The 19,650-nt window shown below is 38.1% G+C and carries 15 protein-coding genes; 2 read left to right on the top strand and 13 right to left on the bottom strand.

The features are described 5' to 3' along the window. Nucleotides 1-166: 166 nt before the first annotated feature. From IEV69_RS11540 to IEV69_RS11490, 11 genes are all read right to left on the bottom strand, one after another. The gene (locus IEV69_RS11540; protein ID WP_188442617.1) at nt 167-1,525 is read right to left on the bottom strand and encodes an NAD-dependent succinate-semialdehyde dehydrogenase; all 1,359 of its coding nucleotides are present in this window, start codon (nt 1,523-1,525) and stop codon (nt 167-169) included. Nucleotides 1,526-1,599: 74 nt separating this feature from the next. Then, the gene (locus IEV69_RS11535) at nt 1,600-2,856 is read right to left on the bottom strand and encodes a C45 family autoproteolytic acyltransferase/hydrolase (protein ID WP_188442615.1); all 1,257 of its coding nucleotides are present in this window, start codon (nt 2,854-2,856) and stop codon (nt 1,600-1,602) included. An 86-nt stretch (nt 2,857-2,942) separates the two neighbouring features. Then, complete coding sequence (locus tag IEV69_RS11530) at nt 2,943-4,538, bottom strand: biotin carboxylase (RefSeq protein ID WP_188442612.1); 1,596 nt, start codon at nt 4,536-4,538, stop codon at nt 2,943-2,945. A 16-nt stretch (nt 4,539-4,554) separates the two neighbouring features. Then, nucleotides 4,555-7,299, bottom strand: coding sequence for an aminotransferase class I/II-fold pyridoxal phosphate-dependent enzyme (locus tag IEV69_RS11525; protein ID WP_188442610.1), 2,745 nt, complete (start codon nt 7,297-7,299; stop codon nt 4,555-4,557). A 4-nt stretch (nt 7,300-7,303) separates the two neighbouring features. Next, nucleotides 7,304-7,711 (bottom strand): VOC family protein, encoded by a 408-nt coding sequence (locus IEV69_RS11520; protein ID WP_188442608.1) that lies wholly within the window; start codon nt 7,709-7,711, stop codon nt 7,304-7,306. 10 nt (nt 7,712-7,721) lie between these two features. Beyond that, entirely contained in the window at nt 7,722-8,657 is a 936-nt protein-coding gene (locus IEV69_RS11515; RefSeq protein WP_188442606.1) for a carbon-nitrogen hydrolase family protein, read from the bottom strand. An 82-nt stretch (nt 8,658-8,739) separates the two neighbouring features. Then, a complete protein-coding gene (locus IEV69_RS11510; protein ID WP_188442604.1) occupies nt 8,740-10,053 on the bottom strand; it encodes an aspartate aminotransferase family protein in 1,314 nt (437 codons plus the stop codon). A gap of 299 nt (nt 10,054-10,352) precedes the next feature. Beyond that, nucleotides 10,353-11,807 carry a lipopolysaccharide biosynthesis protein gene (locus IEV69_RS11505; protein WP_188442602.1) on the bottom strand — a complete coding sequence of 485 codons (1,455 nt, stop codon included), beginning with the start codon at nt 11,805-11,807 and terminating at the stop codon, nt 10,353-10,355. A gap of 15 nt (nt 11,808-11,822) precedes the next feature. Further along, nucleotides 11,823-13,112, bottom strand: a complete 1,290-nt coding sequence (locus IEV69_RS11500; protein ID WP_188442600.1) for a glycosyltransferase family 4 protein — start codon at nt 13,110-13,112, stop codon at nt 11,823-11,825. An 8-nt stretch (nt 13,113-13,120) separates the two neighbouring features. Continuing rightward, a complete protein-coding gene (locus IEV69_RS11495) occupies nt 13,121-15,562 on the bottom strand; it encodes a putative glycosyltransferase family protein (RefSeq protein ID WP_188442598.1) in 2,442 nt (813 codons plus the stop codon). Nucleotides 15,563-15,586: 24 nt separating this feature from the next. Continuing rightward, nucleotides 15,587-15,853: a DUF4834 family protein gene (locus IEV69_RS11490; protein WP_188442596.1), complete on the bottom strand. Its 267-nt coding sequence runs from the start codon at nt 15,851-15,853 to the stop codon at nt 15,587-15,589. A gap of 121 nt (nt 15,854-15,974) precedes the next feature. Between IEV69_RS11490 and IEV69_RS11485 the strand changes: the two genes are divergently transcribed. Continuing rightward, entirely contained in the window at nt 15,975-16,949 is a 975-nt protein-coding gene (locus IEV69_RS11485; RefSeq protein WP_188442593.1) for a transporter, read from the top strand. A gap of 3 nt (nt 16,950-16,952) precedes the next feature. Then, entirely contained in the window at nt 16,953-18,089 is a 1,137-nt protein-coding gene (locus tag IEV69_RS11480; RefSeq protein ID WP_188442591.1) for a GNAT family N-acetyltransferase, read from the top strand. On the opposite strand, the gene IEV69_RS11475 is transcribed toward IEV69_RS11480, so the two are convergent. Further along, entirely contained in the window at nt 18,086-18,889 is an 804-nt protein-coding gene (locus IEV69_RS11475; RefSeq protein WP_188442590.1) for a lysophospholipid acyltransferase family protein, read from the bottom strand. The two genes, IEV69_RS11480 and IEV69_RS11475, sit on opposite strands and share 4 nt — an antisense overlap. Before the next feature lie 70 nt (nt 18,890-18,959). Continuing rightward, on the bottom strand, nt 18,960-19,601 hold the full coding sequence (locus tag IEV69_RS11470) for an NUDIX hydrolase (RefSeq protein WP_188442589.1): 642 nt from the start codon (nt 19,599-19,601) through the stop codon (nt 18,960-18,962). Between the last annotated feature and the right edge of the window lie 49 nt (nt 19,602-19,650).

The raw sequence follows: 19,650 nt of genomic DNA, 5'->3' as shown, positions 1-19,650 counted from the left end.
AAATGGAATGGCCAAATGTTTGGATGGTCATCAGTTAGAAGAGATTTAGTAGATTACTTTGATAACAGATTTTTAAACGATGACACACTTAATTGAACATAACCCTTTTTTAAAACCTGTTATCAAACAAAATACCAGTAAAATCAACCCAGGATTATCTGATTATTTATCCCTTCACGTAAACCGTTTTCCTATTGACAAATTCCAGCATACCGTCCCTTGCAAGTTCACGACCGTACCCGGAAAGTTTTGTACCACCAAACGGCAATCTTGGATCTGATTTTACAAGTTCGTTGACAAAATAGGCTCCATCACTTACCCTTTCGGCATATTCCAGAGCTTTCTCAATATCTGTTGTAAATACCGTAGTCCCCAAGCCAAATTTTGAATTTTCTGCAAGGGAAAAAGCTTCATCTATATTTTGAGCTTTTATCACAGCCGCCACTGGCCCGAATGTTTCTTCATCAAACACGGCCATCCCGGGTTTTACATTCCCGAGAATGGTAGGTTCATGAAAACATTCATCCTGATTGCCCCCCAGTAAGATGGTAGCACCTTGTTCAATAGATTTTTTAACCTGCTTGTTTAGCTGGTCAGCAAGGTCTTTTCGCGCAAGAGGACCTACCTGGGTATTATCATCTGTAGTATCACCGCTTTTCAATTTACTGACTGAATCAGTGAATTTTGAAACAAATTCGTCATAGATACCTTCCAGTAAAATAAAACGTTTGGCTGCTATACAACTCTGTCCGCAATTCAACATACGTGCAGTTACAGCTGTTTTGACAGCCTGGTCAATGTCTGCATCTTCCAAAACGATAAACGCATTATTTCCTCCCAATTCAAGCAAACTTTTCTTGATATACTTCCCTGCAATTTGGGCAACGGCAGAACCTGCCTTTTCACTTCCTGTAAGTGTTACTGCCTTTACTGCATCATGGGATATAATTTTTTCAGATTCGTCATGGTGGACAATCAAATTTTGAAAAACACCATCAGGATAACCTGCCTTTTTAAAGACCTCTTCTATCATAAGCGCACAACCGAAAACATTTGGAGCGTGTTTTAAAAGTCCGGTGTTGCCGGCAGTCAAAGTAGGTGCCGCAAAACGGAATACCTGCCAGAAAGGGAAATTCCACGGCATAACGGCAAAAACAGCCCCGATTGGGTCATGACGCACAAAACTCATTTTTGCATCGGTCTCTATAACTTCCTGTGCAAGAAAGGCTATGGCATTTTCAGCATAGTAATCACAAACCCAGGCACATTTGTTTACTTCGGCCCTGGATTCTGAAATAGGTTTTCCCATTTCGGAAGTAATCATTTGTGCATATTCCTCAAGGTTATCCCGAAGAACCTGCCCTGCTTTTTTTATTAAACCTGTTCTATCTGAAAGTGGTTTTTGACTCCAACTTTTAAATACTTCTCCTGATTTGTGTAGTTTTTCATCCAGTTCAACTGAAGAAAGGGCTGTATATTTACCAACCTGCTCCCCATCGTATGGATTGATGCTGTAAAATTCCATGTGTTTTAATTTTTATAAAAAAGGGACCGAAGATCTTACCATAGAAAATTTCCGCGCTAAGATCCTGATCCATATTAATTGTTCCAGGTAGCCCCATATCCTTTTCCAGCTGTAGTCCAAAAATCGGCTAGATTTTCCCAGGAAACCTCTCCATTGTTCACTATTTTTTTTCTAATATTTTCCAGTTCTTTATTTGCAGAAGGACTAGAATATGCCATTGCATTCAACAAAGATTCAGAAAGTGATTCCTGCCAATTCCAAGCGTTGAAAGGTCGATCCTGAACCGGTTGCGCGTGGTGTAAAGTCCTTTGAACCTTGGTCTTTTCATTCCTAACAACTTTTACCGCTGCTACAGAAGGTTGGTTATAGTTAATCAACTTATACTGCTCTTGAAATACATCAAAAGTCTGACGAATCTTAACATTGGGCCAGCGCATTTCCACTACTCCTTCTGCAGGTCGATAAACGGCGGTAAACAATGTTCCAAACCCATCTTTAAATTGGGTGTTATAGAGTGGCTTTTGAAGGAAGGAGTCTGCTATTGTGTTAGCATTCATTCCTTTTTTAGCTAACAATTTTTCCAGAAACGCAGAACGTTCCAAGGTTTTATTAAAGGCAGCATTCTCTGGCCAGTCAATAGCTCCCTGATGATTTGTCGTAAATGCCACATCTGTAATAACCGGTTTTTTGTCTGGTGCTAAGCGAACTGTTTTAAATTTTCCGGCTTTATCAACGACCGTTACGTTATATGACATATGAGAAGGAATACGAACTAATGCTTCAACGGCTTCTTCAACATTGCTGCAGAACTCAAGCACATATCTAAGAATCATTGGTATCCCAAAGCCTTCCCCAACTTCTTTTCGTCCTCCGAAAGTAAGCGAAATTGCAAGTCCGTCTTCATTCATACCGTCAACTGCACCAATAAGGCAATCGCTCGTTGCAATAACTTTTTTTCCATTCCAGGCACTCAATAATTGGGTGCCCTCTATTAGATCCGGATGGTAATCATAATTGCGCACCAACTGGATATCTTCTCCTGCTATAACAGCATTTGAACAAGCACTGATATAAGCAGGCGGTTGGAAACCGGTTAAAAACCGTGCCGCCACATCATCTGCTTTTGCCAAATTGCAGAGACGTTGATAAGTAGGCCACATTTCAGGCATATATTTTTTTAATGCTGCTTGAGATGTTTTAAGGTCCGGTGTTGAAGTGTTTTCTTTAGAATTAAGCCATGTTCTATAAGCTGCCCAATGGGTATTGAATAATTTTTGCCATTTCTTTCCGGGTAAACCGGGCTCAGAAATAGCGTTAAAATGTAGTTGCATAATTTTTCAGGGGATTTATGAAGTATATTATTGTAAGAACTTAATAGCTCTTTATTTATTTTTAAGCTTTTCCAAAAGTAACTGATTTATTTAGTTAAACTTCCGGTAAGCTTTGGTTTCTTTTTATCCTCCACCATTTCAGATCTAAATTGAGACCGAATGGCTTTGATCCAGTGTTTTGCCCTGTGATTCAATTCAAAATCATCAGTCATCATACGTCCTCTTGTAACAAGAATTCCCATATCTGCTCCTTCATACAAATAATCTCCTTTTTTGGTAATTCTGAGAAAGAAAGCTTCATTTTCATTTTCCACCGCTCTTCTGTGCGTATCCATCCGGTCAAATTGTATATGCCCGGTATCATACATTCTCCAAATCCCTGATTTTGGAGAGTCTGTAACATATTCTATGGTATCCTCGGTATGCTTGATAATTAACTGACTCCATCCGTCAAGATTATCCTGTTTTGCCCAGCGATTATTAAGTGCCTTAACATCGAGTTCATATTCAATATCCATCCATTCCAGAATATGGAAAACAAATAAAGGTGCGTCTGCAAGCGCAAATACGGCGTGATTGGTGATGGAACTAGCTCCTGTTACTCTGGGATTCAGCTCTCCAAGATAAATTTCACCGTTGTCCTGATCAATCAAAAAGTCTAATTCAAAATACCCTTTATAGCCTTCCTCCCGCAATTGGTTTCCAAAAAGTTGGGTGTTTTCAATAGCTTTCTGCCTTAATTCAGGAGTAAAAGCATTTGGGTAGATCTCATTTCCGCACCAGCCACCTTCATAAGGAGTTAACTCTTTAAACCCTACCAGCTCTGTCATCAGTGGAGCGACAATTGTTCCGTGACGGGTAACACAAGCTTCAATTGCTGATCCTCTGCAACGGATGCGTTTCATGATTTTTACTTCGTCTTCTGCCTCAATCTCTTCAGCATATTTTTTGTACTCTTTTTCATTGGATATGAAAAAAGTAGTATGTCCTGAATCTCCAAAGGGCGTTTGAATCACTAGCTCATCACCAAGTTTTTTTGAAATTTTCCTCAGGTGCTTAAAATCGTTCACTTTTGATAAAACATAAGGAACACAGGCCACTCCTGCCCTTTCGGCAATTCTGTTGGTATTGACTTTGTTGTCCAGAAAGGTTCTCATTTCAGCCTTTGGGAACATTATTTCCAGCCCTAGTTTTTCAGCAAGCTCTTCTGTCTTTTCATTGAACATTAGGAACATGGCTTTTCCTGCCCTTCCATCAATAGACCTTGTTTTGATGTAATTCTGAACTTCAGGATGTTGAAGTAAATAGTTGTTTATATCCTCTATCCCTTCAAAATCATCGTGTGGTATTTCTTCTTTAGGCGAAAAAACGTTTGGGTGCAAACCGTCAAAACATTCAATATATGTGATGAACCTGAAGCCTTTTATCCACTCATCTGCTCCTAAAAGATTAAAATTAGTAGCACTGATGAAATATAAAGGCTCTTCATTTTTATGAAAAGACCTTCTTATATCGGAAACTCCATTAAGTTCAGCCGCTTTGGGTTTTTTAGTTTTTTTAACAGCGGGAGCTTTGGCCGGGGAAGCTGATTTTGCTCGATTACTGGTTTTAGTTCCAGAAGTAGCCTTCTTTTTATTTGATGTTTCCTTTTTATTGGTATTTGTCCTTTTTTTAGAATCCATAATATTGTTTTTAAAATTATTTAATCAGTTTTTTTGTGTTTCCTGACATAGCACCCATAGAGGTTGCTGTTTTTTGCCGGTTTAAAACACCTTCTTTAAAAATACGAAGCCCCAGGTCAGCCCTGTATCCGTGAATTTCAGACACATCCAAAGCGGTTAGGAATTGTATGATTTCCTCGCTGACTACCTGACCCGGAACCAGCACCGGAAAACCGGGTGGATAAGGAATTATAAAGGTAGAGGCCACTAATGTGCGATCATTCTTCATGACAGGAAGACAGTCCTTTATGGCTATATATTCATAATTTTCTTCATTATAAGCCAGGAAGAAAGCTTCCCGAATATTTCCCCCCGGTACCCCGGGAACGGCCTGAAAAGAATGATGAAAATAACTGAAATCAGGTAATGGTGGGTAATCCTTTGTCAGGGACTGTATACGCTCTTGGCGGATCTTACTTTCTTTTTCACTTAGTGAACTGAATTCACGATCAAGCTCATCGGCTATTTTCAAAAGTGCGTTGGTCAGATAGGTAACACTTCCCCGGGTCGTCCCGATGTTTGTCATAAAAAGCACTGTGTTCCTTGAAGTTTTATTAATCTGGATATTAAATTTATCCATGAGATATTTATTTTTAAAGGTGTCTCCATCGACTCCCGTATTTCCAATATGCAACGTTATTTTAGTGGGATCAAGCACAAATTCGTCATTCTCCCAGGCATTATCCATACTATTCCAGCCGTTTTTTTTATTGTAATATTCAGACAACCCAGATTCCCGGTATGCTTCCGGAATAAAATCACTTATCGTGAGGACATCAAAATATTTGTTCAGCTTGGGATGGTCGTTTATTTTTGCACGTAAAACCATCGCCAACTCTACACTTTTTTCTACCAGTTCATAGCCCTCAAACTGGACCTGTCTACGCCCAACATCAAGGGATGCGAGCATCTGGTAGTTAGGTGAGGTAGATGTATGTGTCATATAAGCCTCCATAAAGGTGTTTTCACTTTTTCTACGGAAATCCTCATCCCAGATATGGATCATAGACCCTTGGCGGAAACTGCTTAATGTTTTATGGGTACTTTGGGTAGAATATACCCTGATACGAACCTCATCGGGGTTAGGCAACTTAGACACCTCGTCTTTTTTCAGGTTTTTGATATGTGCTTCATATTCTTCCCTGTAGCTGTCGCTTTTGTATTTATCGCAAAGTTTTTTTGCAACAAACATTCCCGTGCGTTGCTTGTAATTATAAGTAAATCCAGCAAATGCAAACCAGGCTTCATCCCACAGAAATATCATATCCGGCTTTATTGCCAGTATCTCCTGCATCACTCTTTCCACATTATAAACCAATCCATCAAAGGTACAGTTAGTAAGCAGTAGCATTTTCACAAGGTCCAGTCTACCGGCCTTTTTTAATTGCAGTAGCTTTTCCTTAATCTGCTCCAGCGGAACGGCGCCATACATAGAATACTTTTCAATAGGGTAAGAATCCAAATACACCGGATAGGCTCCCGCAAGCACAAGGCCGTAGTGGTGAGATTTATGGCAATCCCTGTCAATCAAAATCACATCCCCTGGCTTTACAAGGGCCTGTACGACAATCTTATTTGCTGTTGAAGTACCATTGGTTACAAAAAAAGTATGCTGAGAGCCGTATGCGTTACTTGCCATTTTTTGAGCCTTCTTTAAGGAACCCGTGGGTTGCAGCAAAGAGTCAAGACCCCCTGTTGTTGAGGAAGTTTCTGCCAAAAACATGTTTCTACCGTAGAAGCTCCCAAAATCGTTTATCCATCGTGATTTAAAAACGGAATTCCCTCTTGATATCGGCATGGCATGGAAAATTCCGGTGGGCTTTTTACTGTATTCCTTGAGAGCTGAAAAGAAAGGTGTTTCATATCTTTCGCTTATTCCTCTCAGAATAGTCAAATGCAATTCCTGAAGGTCTTCCGCCCTGTAAAAAATACGACGGAAACTTTTCAACGTACTGTCCTTAAGATTTGCCAGGGAAGTATCTGTAACATAATATGTATCCAGTTCAGGCCTAAACTTTTTGACCAAAGGGCCTAATACCGGGCCTAATTCCGCCTGCGGGGTAGCCGAATAATCCATTTTCAAAATATTTTGAATGAATGGCTTAATCAGCGGGCTAATTTTTTTTGAACGGTAAGGAGGGGCATATCGTATGACTACTGCCTGAATGTTTGGGTTGAAACGTAAAGCAATCAATGCGTCTTCAAAGGAACGCTGCACCACGATTCCGTAATAGAACTGCTCCCCGGACACCTGAAGATCTTTCAAATCCCGCCTTAACTTATGCTCTTCTTGCTGAGATATGTCTTCCACAAATAAAACTTCGAAGTAATTTTTACGAACTCCATCAGCTGATTCCATGTTTTCTGATAAATCTACACCTTGTTCATCCTCTTCATAAAAATCACTTGTATTTCGGTATTTGCCACTTACAAGGTGCTTAGTGATATCAGCAATTCTATGAGAGATTGCTGCATGTTCCTTTCGGTCTAGCATTTCATTAAGCGCTCTTAAACGTGAAACTCCGGGAAATGCAAAGTAACATTCAATACTTTCCAGTTCCTTCAGGATTTCCCGCACTTCTTTTTTCACTTCTTTTTCTTCTGTTGAGCCTCTGGTACTGGTTTGAAGTTTGGTTGACCTGTTTTTTAGATTGTTCCAAGTTTCAACACGCAACTGCGCGACATTGTAATGATTGGAGGTTATGGTTTTTTTCTCTGGCATAAAGTTATTTTTTTGAATGTAAGGCAAGTTTATTTCCTTCGCAATCTATAAAGATGGCGAAGTATCCTGATTCTTCATTGATCAGGGTTTTAGGCAATACAATCCTTCCGCCGGCGACTTCTACCCTTTGTAAAATTGTATTGAGGTCTTTGCCTCCGTTGAGATATAATAAAGGTCCTGTATCACTGGGCATGGAACCGGGACCAGCCACTATGGCTCCCCCTATACCGGTCGTTGCCGGAAAAAAAGCCATGGAATAGTTGTCATCATGCTTTGTTTCCATCTCCATGGCATAGATGTGATTATAAAAATCCAGTGCCTGCTGAAAATTGACTGCAGGTATTTCAAACCAGTTAATATAATCTTTAAATGGCTTTTCAGTCTTTTGCTTTTTTTGTGGTACTCCTCCCATTAATTATTGTTTAAAGTTCCCCAAAACCTTTATATCCTGTTGGTGCTGTGGGTGGTTCATATTCATTTTCCTTCATTTTTAATTTTGTAAGTGTGTCTATTCTTGTTGGCTTAATCAGAGGGCCTAATGAATTAAGGTATGGCAAATCTGCTCCCGGCTGATAGATGCCAAACTGGCCTATATGGTCGCGAAAACTCTTTAACGGTTGTCCCAAACGCAGGATACCTAGTTCCCGACTTCTTCTTACCCTTTCGATATTCAATTCCAATGGAAAAATCTCTTCATTTCCCTCTGCTTGATAGATGACACGCCCGTCAGGACCACAAACAATTGATCTTCCGCTTCCACCGGATTCCAGGCCATTTACGTCAAAGAAATAACATTGGTTTACTGCTGCCATTGCCCTTACTATTGAAAGTTCAATCTCACGGTCAATCGTTCCCGTCATTGTAGGGTGAAGGATTACTTCGGCCCCCATCACAGTGAGGGTTCTTACCGTTTCAGGGAACCACATATCATAACAAATGGAAACGCCAAATTTAGCCACACCGGGCACATCAAAGACGCAAAATTCAGAGCCGGGTGTTACACCCACCTCATAGGGATAAAAAGGAAACATTTTTCTGTAACGTGTAACAATCTCACCTTCCGGATTGATTACGGTGGCTGTATTATAAATACGGCCGTGATCCTTTTCAAAAATAGAACCCGGCAACAACCAAATGTTGTGTTTTTTAGCCAATGCCTGCATCTGCTGTTCAAATTCCCCGGGTATCTCCTGAGCGGTATGTGTAAGCGGCCCGTAACCGCATAATTCACTAAAAACAACCATATCCACCCAAGGGTAAAGACTCATGGTTATATCAAGTTTCAGCTTCATCATCTCCAAATTGGAAGCGACTGCTGAAACCTTCATCTGTATTCCTGCTACTGCAAATGGTCTCATTTATTTTATTATTATTTTATAACTAAAAGGTTTACCGGAAAAAGACTTACTTCTTTCCGGGTATTTTAAACTACTTACTAAATTACTGCTTGACGTGTTTTCTAATTTGACTTTCCAGAATATCCAGTCCTTGATTTAACTGTTCATCTGTGATTACCAGCGGAGAAAGAATCCGTAGAACATTTTTAAAAGTCCCGGCGCTCAAAAGGATAAGACCGGCTGCAGCACAGCCTTTAACTATTTTATCACATAATTCTGTTGCAGGTTTTCCGGGATCATTATCGTGAACGAATTCTATACCTATCATTGCTCCTATTCCCCTGACATCCCCTATTTCAGGAAATTCCTTCTGAAGATTTTCTATTCTGTCTGTTATGATTTTTCCAATATGGACCGCCCGTTGATTTAGGTTTTTGTCTTTCATAAACTGTATCGTTGCAGAGGAGGCCACACAACATATAGGGCTCCCTATATAGGTTCCACCAATGGTTCCGATACCGGCAGCATCCATGATTTCACCACGGCCTACAACGGCTGCAATAGGAAGTCCGGAGCCCATCGATTTTGCATAGGTGCTTAAATCCGGTTGCACCCCGTAGTGTTGCCAGCTGGCCCAGTAACCCGTTCGGCAGAATCCACTTTGGATTTCATCCATTATCAACAAGACACCATGCTCATCACAGAAAGAGCGCAAACCCTCAAGGTATTTTTGTGGCACAGGATTAAATCCGCCTTCACCCTGAATGGGTTCAATGATGATGGCTGCTACACTGTTGATATCGACCATGCTGTGAGCACTTTCTTTAAGTCTCGTCAGCTCAGTCTCCACAAAATCATCCATACTCTGTTTGCCGGAATATTTATAGACGTTTGGAAATGGTATTCGGTATATTTCAGGAGCAAAAGGTCCGGAGGAAAATTTATAGTTCACTTTACTAGTCAAGCTCATTCCGAGCAGTGTCCGCCCATGATAGGCTTCCGTGAAACATAAAACGGCAGGTCTTTTTGTATATTGACGGGCAATCTTAATGGCGTTTTCGACGGCTTCCGCACCGGTGCTGATCAACATTGCTTTGGTGTTGTCGCCATGGGGAAGGATTTCGGCGAGCTCTTCGCATAATTTTATATAGGGCTCATAGGTAACCACGTTAAAACTGGTATGCAAGTATTTCCCTGCCTGTTCCCTGATGGCTTCCACGACCGGTTCCGGACAATGGCCGGCATTGACCACGCCTATTCCGCCCGCGAAATCAATGAGTTCACGACCATCAACGTCTGTGATTATTGCACCTTTTGCTTCTTTAACGGTGGCAGTATTAAAGATTCCTACTCCGTTGGCTACTATTTTTTTTCTTCGTTCAAGCAGCGCTTGAGATTTGGTTAGTTCTTCTGGCATTTTTCTTAAAATGTTTTTTGAAATTTAAATTAGTTATAGGTAGTGGAACTTTAGAACTAAAATTCACCTCATAAGATAAAGCTATTTGAACAATAATGCAAACCTTTTAACTTCTTGAAGATTCTCTTCTTAATTTTTTATCAAAATATTTGAATATTTTAAAGGGGAGTTTGTTTTATAATAAGCTTTCTTATAAAAAGTTAGATAATTAAAAAACAATTAGATAAGTAAGTAGTTCTTGTGATAAACTAAAACTATTTGCAGAGAGAACGCTTTCTTTATGGTTGCTATTGTTGTTTTCAAAAAGGCAGAAACCTTTTCATAAAATCGGAAATATCTTCAGATAGCTTGCCTTTGTATACCACTAGTAAATACAGCACAGAGATCAAAAGCGACTTCAATAGTATATTCATAACCGAATGAAAGTTAAAATCCCAGAAAAAGAAGGCAAATGTTGTTATCAGGATTAAAAGAAAGGTTTTTCCCGTTTCGAAAGTAAAAGGATGCATTTTAAATTTCACATTGACCACGGCTATTTTTGCGAAGCTATAGAGTAAAAGTGAAATCACTGTTGCAATGGCAGCACCTTCCATTCCCAGAATGGGAATAAACACCAAATTGAGTACAATTGTAAGAATAGCCAATAGTACCCCCAAGACGATGGTGAGACGATAATATTCTGAGTTATACAAAATAGCATTGTTAATTCCCATAAGGTTATCCAACAGTTTGGAGGATGAAATCAAGATTACCACAAAGAGCCCTGTGGCATATTCTTCAGGGAGTAGTGTATAAAGTTCTTTAATGTTCAGTACGATGAGCAAAAAAAGGAGACCGGAAACGATAAATAGAGTCAGGGAACTTTTGACATAAAGTTCTTTCAGTTTATCTGAGCTTTTTTCATTGATGAATTTAGCCGTAAGAGGATAGGTGATTTGGTGCATCGACCGGGCAGGCACTGCGATTACTGTGGCTATAAAGATTGCAACATTATAATAAGCTACATTTTCAATTGGGATCAGTTTTCCCAGCATCACCTTATCAATATCGAGTAACAGTAGCGAAACAGAACCGGCTATAATGATCAAAAAAGAATATTTTAAGACCGGGATTATGTTATGAGGAATTCTGAAAGCGAGTTTTGGGAAATTTAATCTCAAAGCAAATACAAACATGATCAGCATTCTGAGAAAATAAACCGCAACCAGCAACCAAATGAAAAGGTGGACACTCACCAACTCAAAATAAACCCCAAAAAGCAATATCATAATCACCACACGATGAAAGACTTCCTTTAAAAGGTTTCCTGTGGCACTCTGCATTTTAATCCGCGCCCAGGCATAGAATATCTCAAAATATGCCATAGAAATAGCTGTCAAATAAATTATCCAGGTATAATCTTCTATTATTGCATTTTCTTTGGCCAGGAAGTTGGTAATGGTTTCATAACTTATATAGCCTATTAGCCCTATGGGAAGAATAAGCAGTAATGGTAAAAAAAGCATGGTCGTTACAAAATTTTGCTGCTCTCCTGCAGTTTTATATGAAGTATAGAATTTAATAAGGGTATTATGAACGCCAAAAGCCATCAAAGGCATCATAATAGTAGCGGCAGAAAGCAGGAAACCCACCAGTCCGTAATATTCATCAGTCAGAAAATTGGTATATAGGAAAAGCGTATTGATTGCCCCCACCCCAAAACCCAGATAAGTGCTAAAGGTATTCTGAACGGACTGTTTAATAACAATTCCCATAATAAAACTCCTGCTTTAAATTGCCTTAAGGATCTTTGCCAGCTTTTTGGTTAGGTTTTTTCTGCTATACTGATTTATATTGGTTGGATCCAATACCAGTTTATCATCTTTGTACTTTTGATACCACGATAAAAGTGTCTCTTTAATTTCTGCTTCTTTGTTATAATTACAAAAAACTCCGGTACCCGTTTGGTTTATTATGAACTCTATGTCACTCTCTTTTGGACCAAGAGCTAAAATGGGTCTTTGTGCGGCCAAATACTCAAATATCTTTCCGGGAATAATCGCTCTGGTTTCAATACTATCTATTTCAAGAACCAAAAGTACTTGTGATTTTCTCTGAACATCAAGTACTTGATTATGTGAAATATATCCTATATTGATTAAATAGTCACTTAAGCCATAGCTTTTGATACTTTTTACCACCTCGTCACTCACAACTCCTGCAAGTTGTAATTGAAAGTCTAAAGCAAAACTTTTGTTTTCATTAATCAGTTCGTAAAAGATTTTCCACAAAATTTCAGGGTTCCTTTCTGTAAGCAATGAACCAATATGAGAGACCGTAAATTTTGTATCTAACTTAACTTCCTCTGCTATTTCTGTATCATAACCGTTTGTAATCACGGTGATGGGCACATCTGTGATAACTTCAAACTGTTTTTCAGTGGTTTGGCTTGTAACAATGATGTGGTCTGCAGTCTGAAGCACGTTAGCTTCGAGTTTCTCGTGCTTTCTTTGTGACTTTTTTGATAAATTGAGTTTTTTGTGATACCCAATTGACGTCCAGGGATCCCTGAAGTCAGCTACCCACGGTGTTTTTGTAATTTTCTTTAGCTCCATCCCTATCAAATGCAAGCTGTGTGGTGGACCGGAAGTAATAATAACATCCACAGGATTGTCAATGAGATATTCTTCCAGAAATTTAACGGAAGGCTTCACCCAACCCACACGCGCATCAGGGATAAAATAATTACCGCGCACCCATAATAAAAATTTTTCCAGTAAAGATTGTTTTTTGTCTGATATGATGCCACTGCTGATGGTTTGTGTTTTCTTTTTTGAAAGAAGTTTAGCAAAACGGTAGGGTTCTTTTATGGGATACTTTATCACTTCAATTCCCTTTGGAATTTCAGACTCAAAAGAATCATCAATTAATGGATAATGTGGGTTTTCAGGAACAAAAACAACAGGCTCGACATCAAAATCACGTAAATATTTCACAAATTTCAACCAGCGTTGTACTCCAGGTCCTCCCGCCGGAGGCCAGTAATAGGTGACAATTAATACCTTGAATGGATTTTTCACAGAGTCCCCTATTTTTTCTTTCGAAACGAAACAAAAACAGCTCCTATTAACAAAATCAAGAATAATATGCTACTTCCAAGGCTTATTTTGCTTCCGGTATCGACTACTTCAGGCTCAAACTTAAATTCAATTTTGTTGTAGCCCGCCGGAACCACCATGGCCCTCAATGCATAATTTGCCCTAAAATGCTCTTGTGGTTTTCCATTAACATATGCATTCCATCCATGTGGATAATACACTTCAGAAAAAACAGCTATGCCCTGTTGGGGGTTTTCAGTTTCGTAATAAAGATAATCAGGTCTGACTTCTATTAGATCAATAGATGCTACAGAATCAACCTCTACATTGTTTATCGGCAATAGTTCTGAGAATTCTTTGTGAACAATGGCTTTTTGTTTGGTATTGGTTTCAGCAATAGAAAGAATCTCTTCGTCTGCATTGTCAACCATAACAATACTATCTACAAACCAGGCATTTCCATTGGCATCATAATTTTCCGAAAATAGAACCCTGCCCTCTTCATCACGTTCAAGTAAATATTTTACATTAAACATATTGAACACTTCAAGACTACCTTTTTCCAGATAGAAATCATACAAATCCTGTATGCGTCTGGGTTTTGCAGCGTGATAACCTCCCAGGGCATTGTGGAAATAACTAGCCCTGCCACTTCCAAAGGGATTTGTACTCAGGTCATACACCCTGAAGTGTGTTTCGTCTTTTGATATTTCAGCATCGGCTTGTGTTTCCTGAAAAGGAGTATTCATTTGGCGGGCACTCACAAAATTATCATTGTTTACATAGCGCTTGTCTACACTCACCAGGTCAAAAAGGATTAAAACCCCCAATATAAAAACCAAGGCGTTTCGTTTCAACTTATTTGACAAAAACAAATAAAGAGTCACGGTTGCTGCTATAACAAGCCCAAGGCTTCGCAGGGTATCTTCAACAAAAATAGCTTTACGGTCTTCTTTTATGACATCCATAAACTCTTGTCCATAGGCTTGGATATAATAACCATCATTGGCACCTGAAAAATTAAACAAACTGTTCTTAAACAATAAAAACAACAGGCAAAGTGCTCCTAAAATCCCACCGCTGTATTTCAACGCATTGAGTTTCTCCTCCTGCTCAATATCTGAAGACAGCAATTTATGGAGCCCTAAAACAGCCAGTATAGGCATACAAAGCTCAATGATTACCTGAATCGAGGAAACCGCCCTGAATTTATTGTATAATGGAAAATAATCGATTAGGAAGCCTGTTAAATCTAAGTTTGTTAAATTTTCGAAGTTATCACCCCAAGAAAGCAATAATGCCATAACAGAACCGGCAATCAACCAGCGTTTATGCTTTCCTCTGAGAAGAAAAATCGCCAACAAAGCTAAAAACAAGATTACTGCACCAATGTATGCCGGAGCGGCTACTATGGGCTGTTGCCCCCAGTAAGTGGGCACGGCAGTGACAAAATCATTGGCTTGAGCGGGAGAAAGACCCCGTTTCATTAAATAATCATAGGTAGCAGAATCTGTACCCACATCTTCAACATTTCCTCCTCCCATAAATCGTGGGATGAATAAATTGAAGGTTTCCAGAATGCCATAGGAGTATTCTGTGATATATTCTTTGGAGAGTCCTTGTGTGTTATCTTTTGGTGCACCTTCCGGGGTGATTGTCAGTTCACTTGTACCGCGTGTGGATTCTGCAGCATATTCCTGTGTTGCTAAAATATTGGTGGCATTCAACCCTATTGCTATAATAACTCCCGCTACCATGATACCAACCGCTTTGAAAAAATGCGAGAGTTCCTTCTTTTTAAAAGCATCAACCAAGTAGATAACCCCAATTACCAACACCAGTAACAGTAAGTAATAAGTCATTTGAAAGTGGTTGGCACTTATCTCAAGAGCCATGGCAAGTGTAAAGAGGATAAAACCCAAAAGGTATTTCTTTCGAAAAGCAAGGAAGATACCCGCAAGGACCATAGGCATGTACGCTATGGCATGGGCTTTGGCGTTATGGCCAACTCCCAAAATAATTATCAAATAGGTGGAGAATCCAAAACCAAGGGCACCCAACGCTGCCAGTTTATAATCCACTTTTAAAACCAGTAAAAGAATGTAAAACCCTATAAAGTATAGAAATATGTAATCTGCCGGTCTGGGTAAAAACCGAAGTGTTCTGTCTATATTTTTAATATAATTATGTGGATATTGTGCCCCGAGTTGGTAGGTAGGCATCCCGCCAAATGCTGAATTTGTCCAATAGGATTCTTCCCCGGTTTCTGCACGGTAATCATTGTGCTGCTTTGCCATTCCGGTATATTGAACAATATCGCTTTGCAGGATTTGTTTCCCTTGCATAACCGGACTGAAATAAAACAACGAAACGATTATAAAAAGAGCAAGAACAATGAGGTGAGGGAGATACTTTTGGGTAAAATCTTTCATTGGATTGGTTTAGAAAAGCGAAAATTAATCAATTTCTTCGTAATCTACATACTCACCCACGGGTTTCTTGGATTGTGATCTCTTTTGTTGTTTTTTGCCAATAACCGTTTCTCCTTCATTTTCATCTCTTGTTTGCTGATAACCATATTGGGATTTAAACGCCTGCTCCATTTTTTGACCGGCTTTTTTGGCTATAAATCGCATAATGAAAGGCATGGCAAGCCGAAATAATATTTTAAGACCAAAATAGACTAAAAGTATAATTAAAAGCGTTTTGAAAAACGTCTCCATTTAATGTAATGTTTTAATTTTATTGAAAGTTCAAAAATAAACAACACAATACAGAAATGGTAATTTGTTCTATTAAAAAAATAATAAATTCCAGTATATTTACACAAAACACCATTACCCAATGATAAATAAAAACCTTTTACTTTGCAGTATATTGACCTGTAGCTTTTTAACCGCTACGAGTCAATATACAGAAGTGATAAACTCAAACAGACCCGGAGCTTCCCAAGGTGCTTTTGCAGTAGGAAATCAAGTTTTACAACTCGAAACCGGATTTACTAAAGGCTGGGAAAAACACGAGTTACTCCAAACAGAAACGGATGCTTTTACAATAGATTATTCATTGAGGTATGGGTTAATTTGGGAACAATTGGAAATAAGCGTAATGGGGTCTTTTCTTTCAGAATCTGTTATTGATAACCGTTCTGCTTCTACATTTGAATATGATCAAAGTAATTTTAGATATAATACACTCGGGGCAAAGTATTTAATTTATGACCCTTATAAAAAGCGCGCCCTAGAAAAACCAAATCTTTATAGTTGGAACGCAAATAATAAATTCAGATGGAGGGAATTGATTCCTGCTGTTTCATTTTTTGCCGGTGTAAATTTTGATACTGAGGATAACCCTTTTTTACCACCCAATGACCCCACTATTAGCCCAAAGTTTGTTTTAATGACTCAAAACAACATGCAAGGAGGTTGGGTTTTTGTTACCAATATAATTGTAGATCGAGTAACCTCAGATTTTCCAACCTACTCTTATATATTAACTTTGACACATGCTTTTAATCCAAAGTTCTCTATGTTTATTGAAAATCAAGGAATAAAAAGTGATTTTTATGCTGACCAAATACTGAGGTTTGGGGGAGCACATCTTTTTGGAAAAGATTTTCAAATTGACGTTTTGGCATCCACTAATTTTAAAGATACACCTTCAAAATTTTATATTGGTGTTGGAGTATCTTATCGCCTAGATATGCATTCTAAAGATCAAATAATTGAAGACCCCAATAGTAGAGGGCGTGATGAAGAGGATGAGAAGAAGAATCAAAGAAAAGATGATTTTATTGACATTGAAAATGATGGTGAATAAGAGATGATTACAATTAAAGAAGTCGCTTCAAAAAAGGACTTAAAGCAATTTGTTTTATTTCCTTTTGATTTATATAAAGATTCCAAAAACTGGGTTCCACCACTTATTAAAGATGAACTTGAGGGGTTTGATAAAAAAATCAATCCTGCATTTGAAAATGCCGATGTGTGGTTCTATCTCGCTTATAAAGACAACAAAATAGTTGGGCGTATTGCAGTAATTATTAACTGGCACGAAATCAATACCCTCAAAATTCAAAAAATTCGCTTTGGATGGTTTGATTTTATTGATGATTTAGAGGTAAGCAAATCTCTTCTTAATAAAGTTTTCGAAAAAGGAAAGAAAAAGTCTCTTTCTTATGCTGAGGGTCCCATAGGATTTTCAAATATGGACAAAGTTGGTGCAATGACCATGGGTTATGATCGATTGGGAACTATGATCACTTGGTATAACTTTCCTTATTATATCAGCCACTTTGAAAAATTTGGTTTTACAACCGAAAAAGAGTTTATAGAAAGTGAATTTTCATTTGATAATGTTCAAAATACTGAGACGTTTTATAGAGCTGATAAAATTATCAGGCAGAAGTATGGTTTGAAAGCACTAAATTTCGGTAGTTCAAAAGAAATTGAACCTCAAGTGAATAGTATGTTCGATTTGTTTAATGAGTCTTATTCCTCCTTGGCTTCATTTGTTTCGATCACTGAAAGACAAAAAGAATATTTTAAAAAGAAATACATCAGCCTTATCAACCCAGAGTATATCAAATTTGTGGTTGATAAAGATAATAGATTAGTTGCCTTTAGTGTAGTAATGACTTCTTATTCAAAAGCACTTCAAAAAGCGAAAGGGAAGCTTTTCCCGTTTGGGTTTATACATTTTTTAAGGGCAAAAAAGAAAAATGACACTGTCTTGTTTTATTTAATAGGAATTCGTCCGGAGTATCAAAACAAAGGAGTGACTGCTATTATATTTAAAGAGTATTATGAAACATTCAAAAAGAACGGTATCAGAAACTGTATTTTAACCCCGATTCTAGCTGATAATTTTGCTTTACAGAACTTGTGGAAAAATTTCAATCCTGAAGTTATCGTGAGAAGAAAAACGTTTAAACTGGAAACAGATAAGTGGGAGTTTTAATATTTCCATTGCCTTTGAATATTTTCTTCTTCAGCTTTTTTGAGTTCTTCTGCCGGAATTACCTTTAAAAATGACGGATGTTGTTCAATGGCAATTTCAAGTTTTGTGACTATTTCATCTATAGATTCATTTTCATAATCAATTTCAAGAGGTTGTTTAATTTCCATCGTCTGAAGGATTCCTCTCTTTTTAATCATAATCCCTTTTTTATCAAATGACCTTCTGAAACCATCAATAACAATGGGTACAACGACTGGTTTAAACTTTTTGATTATATGGGCAGTTCCTCTTCTAATTGGTTTCCATGGTTTTGTTGTTCCCTGAGGAAAAGTAATCACCCAACCATCATTAAGAGCTTTTCCAATGTTAGTTATATCACTCATTTTAACTTGTCTGTTAACTTCTTGTCCTTTAGCACGCCAAGTACGTTCTATAGGTATCGCTCCTGCATAAGCTAGTATTTTTGGCAACAACCCAGACTTCATTGTTTCGCTTGCAGCGATGTAATAAATATTTAATTTAGGGCTCCACAAATAGCCTATGTTTTTTATAGAGTCATCCCTCCCACTCAAACTTGCATTAAACACATGAAACATAGCAACTACATCAGCAAAGTATGTTTGATGGTTTGAAACAAAAAGAACGTTTTTTTCAGGTAAATCTCGAAGAAATTCTGAACCTTCAATTTGTAACTCATTAAAACCTTTAAACCTTCTATGAGTGATAGCACCCATAAATCTGATTAACCAGCGTTTTAAAAAAAGTATATGACCAAAAGGATTTCTCTTAAATAATCCCATAAAAAATCAATTTTGAGGTTTCATTTATACCAGAAGCACAAATAGTTGGCAAAGATACAAAAAGGGTAGCTTATAGCACTTCTTTTAACAAGTGTCTTACTTCACTTAAAATCATTGCTGTAGCGCCCCAAACAACATGTCCATTCAATTGATAAGCCGGAACTTGTATGTTTTTTGCATAGGAAGTTGATAAAGTTTGGGAACAAATGTTAGAATCATCTAAAAAATGGGTGAGTTTTACTTCAATCAAGTCTTCAACTTCTGAAGGTTGAGCAATAAACTGAGGTGTATAATCTGAAAAACCTAAATAAGGGTGTACAATAAAGTTGCTAGGCGGAATATACATTTCTGTAAGTTGTTTTAAAACATTTATTTTATTTCTGGGAACTCCAATTTCTTCTTCGGTTTCTCTTAATGCTGTTTGCTGCAGATCATTATCTTCTTTTTCAAATCGTCCCCCGGGGAAACCCACTTGACCGGAATGTACTCCCTTATATGTTTTTCGCAATATCAATATAAGGTTAGTTTCGTTTTTCAAAGTAGGATAAAACAATACCATTACACCTGCCCTATTTACCTTTTTGCTGGTTATTGCAGCCAGCTTTAATTCATTCAATCGTTCTACAGGTGCCATTTTTAATTGAATATTTTCGCCGGGAAGGCTTAATTTTTTTACTTTTGATATCGATGCTTTAAATTCATTAAACTCCATAATTGAAAACCATAAAGGGCGTAAATAAATTCTGCCTTAATATTTAATT

The sequence above is a fragment of the Planktosalinus lacus genome (assembly GCF_014640155.1).
Classification (GTDB): domain Bacteria; phylum Bacteroidota; class Bacteroidia; order Flavobacteriales; family Flavobacteriaceae; genus Planktosalinus; species Planktosalinus lacus.
Note: the sequence above shows the minus strand (reverse complement) of the source record. Positions and strands in the feature narration are given on the sequence as shown.

Excerpts from the sequence above, each read along its gene's own strand:
- IEV69_RS11540 (WP_188442617.1), bottom strand. The coding sequence starts at position 1,525 with ATGGAATTTTACAGCATCAATCCATACGATGGGGAGCAGGTTGGTAAA.
- IEV69_RS11535 (WP_188442615.1), bottom strand. The coding sequence starts at position 2,856 with ATGCAACTACATTTTAACGCTATTTCTGAGCCCGGTTTACCCGGAAAG.
- IEV69_RS11530 (WP_188442612.1), bottom strand. The coding sequence starts at position 4,538 with ATGGATTCTAAAAAAAGGACAAATACCAATAAAAAGGAAACATCAAAT.
- IEV69_RS11525 (WP_188442610.1), bottom strand. The coding sequence starts at position 7,299 with ATGCCAGAGAAAAAAACCATAACCTCCAATCATTACAATGTCGCGCAG.
- IEV69_RS11520 (WP_188442608.1), bottom strand. The coding sequence starts at position 7,711 with ATGGGAGGAGTACCACAAAAAAAGCAAAAGACTGAAAAGCCATTTAAA.
- IEV69_RS11515 (WP_188442606.1), bottom strand. The coding sequence starts at position 8,657 with ATGAGACCATTTGCAGTAGCAGGAATACAGATGAAGGTTTCAGCAGTC.
- IEV69_RS11510 (WP_188442604.1), bottom strand. The coding sequence starts at position 10,053 with ATGCCAGAAGAACTAACCAAATCTCAAGCGCTGCTTGAACGAAGAAAA.
- IEV69_RS11505 (WP_188442602.1), bottom strand. The coding sequence starts at position 11,807 with ATGGGAATTGTTATTAAACAGTCCGTTCAGAATACCTTTAGCACTTAT.
- IEV69_RS11495 (WP_188442598.1), bottom strand. The coding sequence starts at position 15,562 with ATGAAAGATTTTACCCAAAAGTATCTCCCTCACCTCATTGTTCTTGCT.
- IEV69_RS11490 (WP_188442596.1), bottom strand. The coding sequence starts at position 15,853 with ATGGAGACGTTTTTCAAAACGCTTTTAATTATACTTTTAGTCTATTTT.
- IEV69_RS11485 (WP_188442593.1), top strand. The coding sequence starts at position 15,975 with ATGATAAATAAAAACCTTTTACTTTGCAGTATATTGACCTGTAGCTTT.
- IEV69_RS11480 (WP_188442591.1), top strand. The coding sequence starts at position 16,953 with ATGATTACAATTAAAGAAGTCGCTTCAAAAAAGGACTTAAAGCAATTT.
- IEV69_RS11475 (WP_188442590.1), bottom strand. The coding sequence starts at position 18,889 with ATGGGATTATTTAAGAGAAATCCTTTTGGTCATATACTTTTTTTAAAA.
- IEV69_RS11470 (WP_188442589.1), bottom strand. The coding sequence starts at position 19,601 with ATGGAGTTTAATGAATTTAAAGCATCGATATCAAAAGTAAAAAAATTA.